Source organism: Pseudoalteromonas sp. UCD-33C, from assembly GCF_001306895.1.
Classification (GTDB): Bacteria; Pseudomonadota; Gammaproteobacteria; order Enterobacterales; family Alteromonadaceae; genus Pseudoalteromonas.
In genome coordinates, this window is sequence record NZ_LJTB01000007.1 from 135,693 (window position 1) to 149,194 (window position 13,502).

Below are 13,502 nucleotides of genomic sequence, written 5' to 3' on the forward strand. Positions count from 1 at the left end.
CAGTGTTTTGTAAAGGGGGTTTACATGGTGTTAATCAAGGCAATTTTTTTGTGAGAAATAGGTCTTCATTAAAACATCGAATACTACCCGAAAAATCCCGCACTTTATCGTTATTTTATTGCAACTTTGTTAGCAGTTTGCGATGGTACGCTGGCAAATTAATTACAGGATTAACAATGAAAAAAGCAGTTCTCAAATTGAGTGCTTTGGTATTGCCTTTAGCAGTATCTTCAGCTGTGATGGCGTCATCTGTTGAGCAAACTAAAGGCTCATTCGTTGACAAGTTCCGTCAGCTAGATGAAGCACTCCCAACCCCAAATGTTTACCGCAGTGCCGCAGGGGCACCCGCTGAAAATTATTGGCAACAGCAAGTAAACTACGACATCGATGTAAAGCTTGATGAAAAGAAACGCCGCTTAACAGCAAGCCAAACTATCGAATACAAAAATAACTCGCCGCACACCTTAAAATATCTTTGGTTACAACTAGACCAAAATATCTTTAAATCTGACTCAATTGCTGAAATGACATCTACTTTCAATGGTAAAACATTGCAAGGTGACCCTCAGCCAAAATCAACTAAATTGAGTCTAGGTCAGTTACGTCGTCAGCAATTCATGGCCGACAACGAGCTGGGTTATCAAATCGCCAATGTTAAAGACGAAGACGGAAAAGAGCTTAAAGTTACTGTAGTAGATACCTTAATGCGTATCGACTTAAACGAGCCGCTTAAACCGGGTAAAGACGTTGAGTTCAGCATGGACTTCGCCTTTAACATTGTTGAAGAAGACGCCGTTGGTGCACGTTCAGGTTATGAGCACTTTGAAGAAGATGGTAACGATATCTTCTTATTAGCGCAGTGGTTCCCTCGTCTTGCTGCATACACTGACTATGAAGCCTGGACTAACAAAGCTTTCTTAGGCAGCGGTGAGTTTACGCTTGAGTTTGGTGATTATGATGTAGAAATTACAGTACCTGCTGATCACATCGTATCGGCAACAGGTAAGCTTGATAACCCAAGCAGCGTTCTGACTAGCACACAGCGTAAGCGTCTTGAACAAGCTGAAGATGCTAAGCGCCCTGTTTTCATCGTGACTGAAGAAGAAGCGTTAGAAAACGAGAAAGAAGGCACAAACAAAACTAAAACATGGCACTTTAAAGCTGAAAACGTACGTGACTTTGCATGGGCTTCTTCACGTAAGTTTATGTGGGACGCAAAAGGCTATCATCAAGGCGGTAAAGATCAGCCGTTAGTAATGGCGATGTCTTTCTACCCGAAAGAAGGTGGCGACCTGTGGAAAAAGTACTCTACTGAAGCTGTTGTTCATACAATGGAAGTGTATTCGCGCTTCTCGTTTGACTACCCTTACCCTGTGGCTCAGTCTGTAAATGGTCCTGTAGGTGGTATGGAATATCCAATGATCACCTTCAATGGCCCGCGTACTGACCTACAAGACGACGGTACACGTACTTACTCACAAGCAGAAAAGCGTTTCTTAATCGGCGTTGTTATCCACGAAGTAGGTCACATTTACTTCCCTATGGTGGTTAACTCTGATGAACGTCAATGGACGTGGATGGATGAAGGTCTTAACAGCTTCTTAGATGGTGTTGCTGGTCGTGAATGGGACCACACAATTCCTTGGGGTGTTGAGCCTCGCGATGTTGTTGCATACATGAAGTCTGAAAACCAAGTGCCGGTTATGACACAGTCAGACAGCGTATTACGTTTAGGCCCTAATGCTTATACTAAGCCTGCTGCTGCACTTAACATTTTACGTGAAGTGATCCTTGGCCGTGAGTTATTCGACTTTGCATTTAAAGAATATGCACAGCGTTGGAAGTACAAGCGCCCTACTCCTGCTGATTTCTTCCGCACTATGGAAGAAGCATCAGGTGTTGACCTTGATTGGTTCTGGCGTGGTTGGTTCTACACAACAGATCACGTTGATATCTCTCTAGACAAGGTTTACCAACTTCGTTTAGATACCAAAAACCCTGATATCGACTTTAATCGTTTACGTGATATCGAAGCTGACAAGCCAATGCCGTTATTCGTAAAACGGAATAAAGAAGAAGGCAAAAAATTGTGGGTTGAAGAAAACCCCGACGTAACTGACTTCTACGACGAAAACGACCGTTTCACAGTAACTAACAAAGAGCGCAACGCGTATAACAAATTCCTTAAGGGTTTAGAGCCTTGGGAACGTAAAACGTTTGAGCGTGCAATCAAAGAAGATAAAAACTACTACGTACTTGAGTTCTCAAACTTAGGTGGCTTAGTCATGCCTATCTTACTTGAGCTTACTTATGAAGATGGTACGAAAGAAGAGCAGTACATTCCGGCTGAAATCTGGCGTCGTAACCACAAGCATGTACAAAAGCTAATTGTTACAGAAAAAGGTAAAAACCTAGTGTCTGTTACAGTCGATCCACGCTGGGAAACAGCGGATGTTGATGTAGAAAACAACAACTACCCGCGTCGCATTATTCCATCACGCATTGAAGTGTACAAACGTGAGAAGAGTAAAGCGAAAGTTAGCCGCGATATCATGCAAGATATTAAAACTGAGCTGAAAAAAGACGACGATAAAGATGCCCAGGAGCAACAATAATGCGCTTTGCAGCCATTATTTTTGCTTTATTACTGAGTGCGCCAAGCATGGCGCACCAGTTAAAAGCGTCTGTGACTACCGTGTTATTTAACAAACGCACTAACAACATAGAGCTGATGCATCGTTTTTATTTACATGATACAGAACACGCCGTTGAACATTTGTTTGACGGCAATGCTGATATCTTAAGTAATAAAGAAGATCAAAAGCGTTTTGCTGATTATGTTGAGTCACATATTGCTCTACAAACTTTAGGTGGCAAACCACTTGAACTTAAAGATGTGGGTGCGCAAGTTGATGGTAAATTCTTTTGGGTTTATCAAGAAGTCACGATACCTGAGGGAATTCATGGCATTCGTATGAGCAACGGAGCACTTCGTGATCTATGGCCAGCACAAGTGAATATGGTAAATATTGAAGGCAAAGGAAAGGTAAAAACACTGACCTTTAGCCAAGATGATACCTGGCTTGAGGCAAGGTTTGAGTCGATCAATCCAGAGTAATTCCAATCCTAAAGGATTAAAAAAGTTCCTTTTTTAATCCTTTGATCCTTTAATTAACCCATTTCGTAAACTATCTTATTAATGGGCTTCAAAATTTTCCCAATTCTCATATACAGGGATTTATATGACTATCCATGACAACAATATCCGTGGTGTAATCTTTGACTTAGATGGTACTTTGGTTTCATCAGAGTTGGATTTTTCGCTTATCAAAGCGCAGGTAGGCTGTCCTGTTGAGAATGACTTACTTGCTTATATTGCATCATTACCTTCGCCTTACATGCGTGAAGAGGCGATGAACATAGTTCATCAGCATGAACTCATAGATGCACAACACGCTCATTTATTGCCAGGTGTTGCTGATGCAATTACTAGGCTTAAAGAAAATAACATCCCGATGGCGATTGTAACTCGTAACTACGACCGTGCAGCTGCTATTAAATTAAAGAATAACCCTTTACCAATAGAAACTGTGCTGACTCGCTCTGATGCGCCAGCTAAGCCTGATCCAAGTGCTTTAAATGCTATTGCGACATTATGGGAACTTGATCAATCAGAGTTACTTTATGTTGGCGATTACTTATTTGATATTCAGGCTGCACATAATGCCAATATGCGTGCTTGCTTGTACGCGCCAGATGAAATTCCTGAGTATGCGAATCAGGCCGATTATGTAATGCATCATTTTTCAGAACTACCTACTTTGGTTGACTCATTCCAAGAAAATAAGGTGTTATGTTAAATAGCCTTGTTTTTAATTTTTCCTGAGTAATTGTTAGTTTTTTATTTTTCAAAATGTCCTAGTACTAGCCCAAGCCGTCATGAGTTGCTAAAATATCGGCAATTATCAAATGTATTCATAGAGGCATAAGATGGGCAGAGCATTTGAAGTCCGCAAAAACGCCATGGCTAAAACAGCCAATGCAAAAACTAAAGTAAATTCTAAGTACGGTAAAGAAATCTACGTTGTTGCTAAAAATGGCGAACCAGATCCAGAAGTTAACCAAGCGCTAAAACGTATTATTGAGCGTGCAAAAAAAGACCAAGTTCCAGCACACGTAATCGATAATGCAATCAAAAAAGCAGCCGGTGGAGCAGGGGAAGACTATTCTCCAGCACGTTACGAAGGCTATGGCCCTGGTAACTGTATGGTAATTGTAGACTGTTTAACTGATAACCCTAACCGTACTATCAAAGATGTACGTTTACCGTTCACTAAAACAGATTCAAAAATTGGCACACCGGGTTGCGTTGCGCATATGTTCGATCACTTAGCTGTTTTAGGCTTTGAAGGTGATGACGACGAAGTTGTACTTGAAGCGCTAATGATGGCTGATGTAGACGTAACGGATGTAGAAGTAGAAGATGGCAAAGTGTCAGTTTTCGCTCCACATACAGAGTACTACAAAGCAAAAACTGCTCTTGAAGAAGCATTTGAAGGTATTAACTTTGAAGTAGACGAAATCACGTTTGTTCCACAAGTTCATACTGACATCACTGATCCAGATGATATCGCAAACTTTGAAAAGTTTATTTCGATGCTTGATGACTGTGATGACGTGCAAAACGTTTATCACAATGCGGTTGTAAAAAACTAATTTTTAAAGAATTAGTACGTAAAAAGGGGCATTTGGTAACAAATGCCCCTTTTTTAATAGATTTTTATTATGCCATGAATGGTGGCTATTCACTGTCGTTATGAGTTTAATAAAAAAAGCAGCCCTAGGGCTGCTATGAACGACACATGAAACTCGAAGGGGAGTTGTGTAGTGGCTAATTTAACGACTTATACTTTATACGGAACGCATGCAATAATGGTTCAGTATAGCCACTAGGTTGTTTAACTCCCTCTAATACAAGGGCTAAAGCTGCTTGATAAGCAACGCTTTGTGCTAAAGTTTCGGCTGAATCAGCCATATTATTGTAGGCCGGATCACCTTCATTTTGACCATCAACGACTTTCGCCATGCGTGCCATGGTTTTTCTAATTTGCTCTTCAGAACAAACGCCATGATATAGCCAGTTGGCCATGTGCTGGCTTGAAATACGCAGTGTGGCACGGTCTTCCATCAAGCCTACATGGTTGATGTCTGGTACTTTTGAGCAACCAATACCTTGGTCAATCCAACGCACAACATAACCTAAAATACCCTGTGCGTTGTTATCAAGTTCGGCTTGAATATCTTCTTTGCTTAAGCTGCTGGCATCTTTCATAAGCGGTGGAGTGAGCAAGCTGGTAAGGCTTGCTTCTTTGCGGTCCATAAGCGCTTTTTGACAAGCAAATACATCAATATCGTGATAATGCATAGCATGCAGTGTTGCAGCAGTAGGAGAGGGCACCCACGCGGTATTTGCACCACTTTTCGGGTGACCACTTTTTTGTTCCATCATTAACGCCATTTTATCTGGCATTGGCCACATGCCTTTACCAATCTGTGCTTTACCACTAAGGCCTGTTGCAAGACCAATATCTACGTTGCGGTCTTCGTATGCGCTGATCCAAGGCTCAAGTTTAATAGCGCCTTTTGGCAGTACTACACCTGCTTGCATTGAAGTATGAATTTCGTCACCAGTGCGGTCTAAGAAGCCGGTATTGATGAATACAACACGCTTTTTAGCTTCGAAAATACAGGCTTTTAAGTTAGCTGATGTACGGCGTTCTTCATCCATAATACCCATTTTAATGGTGTTTGCTGGTAAGCCTAACAGCTGCTCCACACGCGTAAATAGAGTATTTGTAAATGCCACTTCTTCTGGGCCATGCATTTTTGGTTTAACAATATTAATGCTATTAGCTGTTGAATTTTTAAGGCTGCTTGTACCTTTTAAGTCATGAAGTGCTGCAGTGCTGGTGATAATGGCATCCATAATGCCCTCAAACACGTCATTGCCTTCACTATCTTGGATAGCTGGGTTAGTCATTAAGTGGCCAACATTACGCACAAACATCATGCTACGGCCTTTTAGCGTGATTGTTTCACCACTTAAAGCTTGGTATTGGCGGTCTTGTGCTAAACGGCGCTCAATGGTTTTACCGCCTTTGTTAAATGCTTCTACAAGATTTCCTTGCATTAAACCAAGCCAGTTTTGATATACGTTTACTTTGTCTTCGGCATCAACGGCAGCAACAGAATCTTCACAGTCCATAATTGTAGTGAGGGCTGCTTCAAGTAGTACATCTTTAAGACCTGCTTTATCTGCTTGGCCGATTGGGTGATGATGGTCAATTTGCAGTTCTATATGTAAGCCATTATTTTTCAATAAGATAGCGCTTGGGTTTTGCGCTTCACCTTGATAACCAATAAGTTGTTCAGGGTTTGCTAAACGAACCTGACTGCTGTCACGTAATGTGATTAAGAGCTCATTATTTACCACCGAATAGCTGGTGCTTTCGATGTGTGAGCCATTTGCTAAAGGCAATGCTTTATCGAGGAACTGGCGGGCATAAGCCATCACTTTAAAGCCACGTACAGGGTTGTATGTAGAGCCTTTCTCAGCGCCGTCGTCTTCACTCAACACATCAGTGCCGTATAGCGCATCATACAAAGAGCCCCAGCGAGCATTTGCTGCATTTAAGGCAAAGCGTGCATTGCTTACTGGCACAACAAGCTGCGGCCCTGCAGTGCTTGCGATTTCAGGCTCTACTTGGTCTGTTTCTATGCTGAAGCTAGCTGGCTCAGGAACGAGGTAGCCAATGTCTTCAAGGAATGCTTGATAGTTAGCTGCATCCCATACCGGCTGCTGCTTATGGTAGTCATCAATCTTAGCTTGTAGTTGTTCGCGTTTTTCTAAAAGCGCACGATTGATTGGCGTTAGTTCATTGACGATATCAGCAAAACCTTGCCAAAAGGTGTCTGTGCTAATGCCTGTTCCAGGTAAAAGTTGCTGTTCAACAAACTGTGCAAGTTGTTGATCAACGCTTAAACCGTTAAGTGAGAGAGTGGTCATAATAATGTCCTTTAAACGAGCTTAATTTGATCATTCATGGTTCAACCATATCGTAAAAAAGGCTAATAAGCAGGCTATTTACCATTCACTAAAGATATAGTGGCAATAACAACTATAAATTTACTAAATCCAAAAAATCCGCCTAATGTTGAATTAAGCGCTACGAAGCAAACGCCAAGTAGCCACTCTCACTAACAAAAAATAGATAACCCGTTCGAAGGATTTTTATTATGACAACATATCAACGCGAAACCGATAACCTAGCTACTTTATGTCAAACACAAGGCAAAACGTGGCAGTCAATCAACCCTGAATACGCAAGCCGTATGCGCTTACAAAACCGTTTTCGTACGGGTCTAGACATTGCTCAATACACTGCAGACATTATGCGTGCAGACATGGCAGCCTATGATGCTGACCACAGCCAATACACACAATCATTAGGTTGTTGGCATGGTTTCACTGCACAGCAAATGATGATGGCAATTAAACGTCATAACAAAACAACTAAACGCAGCTATGTTTACCTAAGTGGCTGGATGGTTGCGGCACTTCGCTCTGAGTTTGGTCCATTACCAGACCAAAGTATGCATGAAAAAACATCTGTTCCAGCGCTAATCGAAGAAATCTACACTTTCTTAAAGCAAGCTGATGCACGTGAACTTGACCACCTTTACAAAGACCTAGACGAAGCGAAAGCAAACGGTGGTGATGTTCAAGCTGTACTAAATAAAATCGATAACTTCGAAAGCCATGTTGTGCCAATTATTGCTGATATCGATGCGGGTTTCGGTAACGAAGAAGCAACTTACCTACTTGCTAAAAAGATGATTGAAGCGGGTGCATGTGCTATCCAAATCGAGAACCAAGTATCTGACGCAAAACAATGTGGTCACCAAGCCGGTAAAGTAACTGTACCGCATGAAGATTTCTTAGCAAAAATTAATGCAGTTCGTTACGCATTCTTAGAGCTTGGTATTGATAACGGTATTATCGTTGCACGTACTGATTCATTAGGTGCAAGCCTTACTCAAAAAGTGCCTGTATCTAAAACACCTGGCGACCTTGCTAGCCAATACACATCGTTCCTTGAAACAACACCAGTAAACAGTGTAGATGACTTAAATGAAGGCGACACAGCAATGAAGCTGAATGGTCAGCTTTGCAAACCAACACGTTTAGATAATGGTTTATACCAGTTCCGTGAAGGCACAGAGAAAGACCGCGTAGTTCTAGACTGTGTAACTAGCTTACAATCAGGTGCAGACTTACTGTGGATTGAAACAGAAAAGCCAAACGTTAAACAAATCGCTGAGCTTGTAAACCGCGTTAAAGAGCAAGTACCCAATGCTAAGCTGGTATACAACAACTCACCGTCGTTCAACTGGACACTTAAATTCCGTGAGCAAGTATATGCTGAGTGGCAAGAACAAGGTAAAGACCTATCTGCTTACCCAAGCATCGATGACAACAAAGCATTAATGGCGCCAGAAATGGATGACACAGAGCTTGCAGCGGCAGCAGACGTACTTGTACAAAACTTCCAAAAAGATGGTGCACGTGAAGCGGGTATCTTCCATCACCTAATCACGCTACCAACTTACCATACAGCGGCGCTAAGCACTGATATTCTATCAGAAGGCTATTTCGGCGACCTAGGTATGCTAGCGTATGTTCGCGACGTACAACGTCAAGAAATCCGCCGTGAGCAAGCATCAGTGAAACACCAAGACCTAGCAGGTTCTAACATTGGTGATACTCATAAAGAGTACTTCTCTGGTGAAAATGCGCTTAAAGCCGGTGGTGAAGCAAATACCATGAACCAGTTCTAACCAAGTTGTAATTTCCTTTATAGCTATTCAATAATGTTGTTAGGGGCCTTCGGGCCCTTTTTCATTTGTAGCCATCAGCCATCAGCCATCAGCCATCAGCCATCAGCCATCAGCCATCAGCCATCAGCCGTCAGACTCGCAACTCGCACCTCGCAGTTCGCATCTCGCATCTCGCAGTTCGCATCTCGCACCTCGGATCACTCTTTAACCAAGTCTTGGATCAGCCATTTACTAGCTTTATAAAAATACAGATCACGCATTTACCAGCCTAAGGATTTTAGATCAGGATTTAACTACCTTCGTGTTATAAGCCTTAATTTAGGGCTTATTGGCAGAGCACAGCCTCTAGAATGGCTAAAATTAGGTCATATAAACGGCAATTTAATGCTGTTTTGTAAAATATTGTGATTTACAAACCGATTTTTTATTAACTCACCCAAGCTATAAACCGATTTTTTACCAACTCAACATCCTCACAAACCAAAATTTTACTAACTGAAGCTAGGTTTTTAGCGGCACAAACCGATTTTTTACTAACTCAAGTTACTGATTTTGGCTATAAACCGATTTTTTACTAACTGCTTTTGGATTAATGTCCGATATTTGAAAAATGTATGTAAGGAGTTACTCACATTTTGACTGTAAAGGGGGTTTACAGGGGAAGAAGTTAGCAAGAGTAAAGTTAGCGAGGGGAAAGTTAGAAAGGGGAAAGTTAGAAAGGGGAAAGTTAGAAAGGGGAAAGTTAGAAAGGGGAAAGTTAGAAAGGGGAAAGTTAGAAAGGGGAAAGTTAGAAAGGGGAAAGTAGCAGCGGGTTTACCCCGCGTTATAGTTTTACTAAATGACGCGGCATAAAGCCGCTGCTACAGGTAAGCGTGAAACTATTTTATGTTTTGTGTATGGCGCGGCATAAAGCCGCACCTAAACTATTGCTCGCAACTCGCAACTCGCAACTCGCAACTCGCAACTCGCAACTCGCAACTCGCAACTCGCAACTACTTACTATGTTTATCAAACCACCATTGAATATAGGCTACTTTGGTCATCAGGTTTGATGGGCGCGCGGTAATACCATGTGAGGCATTAGGAATACGCACCATCGCTGTATCAACACCTTGTAGCTTTAACGCTTGGTAAAACTGCTCGGTTTCAGAAATCGGCGTACGATAGTCTGATTCACCGGTTAACAGCATAGTTGGTGTTTTTACATTGCCCACATAGCTAATAGGTGAGCGCTTCATATAATGTTCAATATTGTCCCATGGTTTACCTGGGAACCAATAGTCAGCAAAGAAAGGGTAGAAGTCAGCAGTTAGTACAAAGCTGATCCAATTGATAACAGGTTTAGCAACAACAGCTGCTGCAAAGCGGTCTGTATGACCCACAATCCATGCAGTTAAAACACCGCCACCTGAACCGCCGGTAACAAACAACTTACTCTCGTCAATAAAGCCCTTATTGATGACAGCATCAACACCTGTCATCAAGTCATCAAAGTCATTACTTGGGTAGTTATGATGAATTGTTTGCGCAAACTCTTTGCCGTATGAGTCACTGCCGCGCGGGTTCATATAAAGTACAACATTACCTTTGGCTGCGTATAATTGTACTTCAGGGCTAAAGTGAGGACCGTAGTTTGCAACAGGACCGCCGTGGATCTCTAAAACAAGTGGGTACTTTTTGTTTTTATCAAAACCCGGTGGGTAAGCAATCCAACCTTGAATAGCCAAACCGTCGTGGCTTGATTTAACCCAAATTTCTTCAACCTTAGCCAGCTCTTTGTCACCCAGCGCATCTTCGTTTAATTGCGTTAAACGTGCGGTTTTACCGCGCTTAATTAATGCTACATCAGCTGGACGCTGGGTATCTGCGAGTGTGAATGCAACTTCACCATCTTCGCTCACATCAAAGTCACCACCTGAATATGGGCGCCCAAAGGCAACACTACCAATCTCTGAGGTAATCACTTTATGTTTACCACTACGTGGCTGGTAAGCTAAGTGTGTTTTGCCTTCGCTATCGTAGCTAAAATAAAGACCTCTGCCGCTATCATCCCATTTAATGCTTTCGACACTGCGGTCTAAATCAGCAGTGAGTACTGAGGTTTTACCTGATTTTAAATCAAGTAAATAAATGTCGCTGTTTTCATAGTTAGTCTTTTTGTCGTCATAGCCTGTGTATGCCAGGTAACGACCATTTGGAGAGACTTTAGGACGTGAATCTGGGCCTTTACGGTCTGTTATTTGGGTAATTGAACGATCCGCTAAGCTAAGTTTATAGATTTCAGATTCAGTTGGGTGTAATTCATTATCTTCATAACGATTAGCCGAAAAATAAAACGCATCGCCTTGTTCGTTAAAGCTAATAGCACCACCATGATCAAAATCACCAGCGCTTAATTGACGTGCATTGCCGCCCGTTGCACTGATGATAAAAAAGTGACGATAACCTTTTTCAGAGTAGCCACCGCCATCGGCACGGTAATAGGTATCGTCAATATATTTAGCTGGCTCTGCCCACTTAGCGCCTTCAGGCTTACCCGGTAAAGACACTGGGCTTGCTGATTTTGCAGGCACAAACTGGCTAAACACCAATTGTTTACCATCTGGCGTCCAAGTTAATCCGCCAGGGCTTTGCGTTAAGTTACTAATTTTTGCTACGTTACCGGTTTTTAACCATTTTACATAGATTTGGCTGCTACCATCTCGGGTAGAAATAAACGCTAAACGAGTTTCATCTGGTGACAATACAGGAGAGTAATCCATATGCACGCCAGACGTTAGCGGGAGCATGGTTTTACCATCTGGGTTTACTGACCAAATATTGCTGACTTTACGGTCGCTTTTGATATCCATGCGATTACGCACAAAGTAAATTGTATCGCCATTTTTTGTCATTTCTATTTGGTTGGCATATTCAAGATCAAAAACATTTTCAAGTTGAAAGGTATTGCTAGCTCCTGCATGGCTGTAAAAGCTAGCTGCTGCAAGCAGTGCTAAAGACGTTTTAAACTTCATTTTATTTCCTTGTTAGTGAGCAGTAATTAGGGCGTGTTAACCTGTTATAAAGTAACAACCATCAGAAATATAGTCCATTGCGATGAATGGAGAAATCAATAGACAGATGGTCATTTCCCTTTTATGTTGAGTACAGACACTTTTAAACGTAAGGAGCACACAATGATAGGTTACATCATGTTAGGCACTAACAACCTAGCTAAAGCAGTAAAGTATTACGATGAATTGTTCGCCACTCTAAACGCCGAGCGCTTTTTAGAAACTGACCGCTTTGTGGCATGGAGCACAGGTCAAGATAAGCCCGGTTTTGCGGTTACCAAACCTTATAACGATGAAAAAGCTACAGTGGGTAACGGCACTATGATTGCTCTAGCAGTCGAAACTCCAGCCCAAGTAGATGCTTTTTATAAAAAAGCCATAGAACTAGGTGGCACAGACGAAGGCGCTCCCGGCCCACGTGAAATGCCCGGCTTTTATGCGGGATACTTTAGAGACCTAGACGGTAATAAACTTAATGTGTTTTGTTTTACGCATGGGTAAAGAAAGTTAGCAAGGGGAAAGTTAGAAAGAGTAAAGTTAGAAAGAGTAAAGTTAGAAAGAGTAAAGTGAATAGGCGCTAGGCTCTAGGAAACAGGGCCTAGCTTATGTAGCTTTATGCCGAGTAACTCTTAACTTTACTTTGGCTCTATGCTTACATGGCGTGCCAGTAACATCGTGTAATATCTGGCAACTTCTATTCTACATTCAGTAAGCCAAGTCCTTTATTCGATATTTTAAACTCGATACCTGAAGAGCTGGGGCCGTATATAATGGGCTAGAAACAAATAGCAGAGCACTGGGATATATATCATGTGTTTATTAACAAAGAGGTGGGTTGATGTATAAGCAGAGTGATATCAAATCATTAAGTTGGCAAGAGCATGTTATTCAGAGAAGCAATTTGTATTTTGGTACTAATGGACCTTGTCCAAAAGTTATTTCTGCAAATATAGCAGAGGGTGCATTAATTTTAGGGGCTGAATCAGTTGAAATAAAGAAAGTTGCTAAGTTTTGGTGCATTTGTGCAAATTTTGATTGGCTAAACGCTAAAAATGAAAATGGTGTTTATGGGGCTAAGATATTTAATCAATTTTGCCCATTCCAGGAGGCTGGTTCAAATTCTATTCGTTTTGAATGTATGGCATTTTTATTTTCTAAAACACTGATCTTTTTAAGTAAAAATGATGTAACGTTAATTAAAGGGACTGAGGATGATTTAGAACTTTTTACTAATACTTTAAGTCAGCTAAAATATAACGAAGTAGTCATTGCTTTTGAGTTTTCACCTGATTAGAGAAACATCAAAAAAATCGACTGTTAATTGTGAATCTGTTTCAAACACTAACTAGAACAATAGATCTCATGGTAAGCAAAGCGAACTTTTTAGAAAACGCGCTAAAGCACGACCTACAACTCGCAAAAAGTCGCGCGAAGTAAATTTCACGCCTACAAAAACTGATGGCTGACGGCTGAAAGCTGACAGCTAGTTCCCCTACCAACTTCCGCTTATTTTCATTACACTGCTTCTATACAAAATAATTATAAAAATTG

Annotated in this window: 9 protein-coding genes; 7 read left to right on the forward strand and 2 right to left on the reverse strand. The window is 41.5% G+C overall.

Going from position 1 to position 13,502, the window contains the following annotated elements; all coding sequences use genetic code 11:
- The first annotated feature begins 176 nt into the window (after positions 1 to 176).
- The 4 genes from AOG26_RS14505 to AOG26_RS14520 all read left to right on the forward strand — a co-directional run bounded on the left by AOG26_RS14505 (position 177) and on the right by AOG26_RS14520 (position 4,716).
- The gene (locus AOG26_RS14505) at positions 177 to 2,615 is read left to right on the forward strand and encodes a M1 family metallopeptidase (RefSeq protein ID WP_054563151.1); all 2,439 of its coding nucleotides are present in this window, start codon (positions 177 to 179) and stop codon (positions 2,613 to 2,615) included.
- Positions 2,615 to 3,118: a DUF6702 family protein gene (locus AOG26_RS14510; protein WP_054563152.1), complete on the forward strand. Its 504-nt coding sequence runs from the start codon at positions 2,615 to 2,617 to the stop codon at positions 3,116 to 3,118. The genes AOG26_RS14505 and AOG26_RS14510 overlap by 1 nt, the downstream gene beginning before the upstream one ends.
- A gap of 124 nt (positions 3,119 to 3,242) precedes the next feature.
- Positions 3,243 to 3,860, forward strand: coding sequence for an HAD family hydrolase (locus AOG26_RS14515; protein WP_054563153.1), 618 nt, complete (start codon positions 3,243 to 3,245; stop codon positions 3,858 to 3,860).
- 130 nt (positions 3,861 to 3,990) lie between these two features.
- Positions 3,991 to 4,716 (forward strand): YebC/PmpR family DNA-binding transcriptional regulator, encoded by a 726-nt coding sequence (locus tag AOG26_RS14520; RefSeq protein ID WP_054563154.1) that lies wholly within the window; start codon positions 3,991 to 3,993, stop codon positions 4,714 to 4,716.
- A gap of 175 nt (positions 4,717 to 4,891) precedes the next feature.
- Here AOG26_RS14520 and AOG26_RS14525 read toward each other — a convergent pair whose 3' ends face one another.
- On the reverse strand, positions 4,892 to 7,066 hold the full coding sequence (locus tag AOG26_RS14525; RefSeq protein ID WP_054563155.1) for a malate synthase G: 2,175 nt from the start codon (positions 7,064 to 7,066) through the stop codon (positions 4,892 to 4,894).
- Positions 7,067 to 7,296: 230 nt separating this feature from the next.
- Here AOG26_RS14525 and AOG26_RS14530 point away from each other — a divergent pair, with 230 nt between their 5' ends.
- Positions 7,297 to 8,898 (forward strand): isocitrate lyase, encoded by a 1,602-nt coding sequence (locus tag AOG26_RS14530; protein WP_054563156.1) that lies wholly within the window; start codon positions 7,297 to 7,299, stop codon positions 8,896 to 8,898.
- Positions 8,899 to 9,890: 992 nt separating this feature from the next.
- On the opposite strand, the gene AOG26_RS14540 is transcribed toward AOG26_RS14530, so the two are convergent.
- Complete coding sequence (locus tag AOG26_RS14540; protein WP_054563158.1) at positions 9,891 to 11,912, reverse strand: S9 family peptidase; 2,022 nt, start codon at positions 11,910 to 11,912, stop codon at positions 9,891 to 9,893.
- A gap of 162 nt (positions 11,913 to 12,074) precedes the next feature.
- Between AOG26_RS14540 and AOG26_RS14545 the strand changes: the two genes are divergently transcribed.
- Both AOG26_RS14545 and AOG26_RS14550 read left to right on the forward strand, forming a co-directional pair.
- The gene (locus AOG26_RS14545) at positions 12,075 to 12,452 is read left to right on the forward strand and encodes a VOC family protein (protein ID WP_054563159.1); all 378 of its coding nucleotides are present in this window, start codon (positions 12,075 to 12,077) and stop codon (positions 12,450 to 12,452) included.
- Positions 12,453 to 12,789: 337 nt separating this feature from the next.
- Complete coding sequence (locus tag AOG26_RS14550; RefSeq protein WP_054563160.1) at positions 12,790 to 13,245, forward strand: hypothetical protein; 456 nt, start codon at positions 12,790 to 12,792, stop codon at positions 13,243 to 13,245.
- Positions 13,246 to 13,502: the final 257 nt, after the last annotated feature.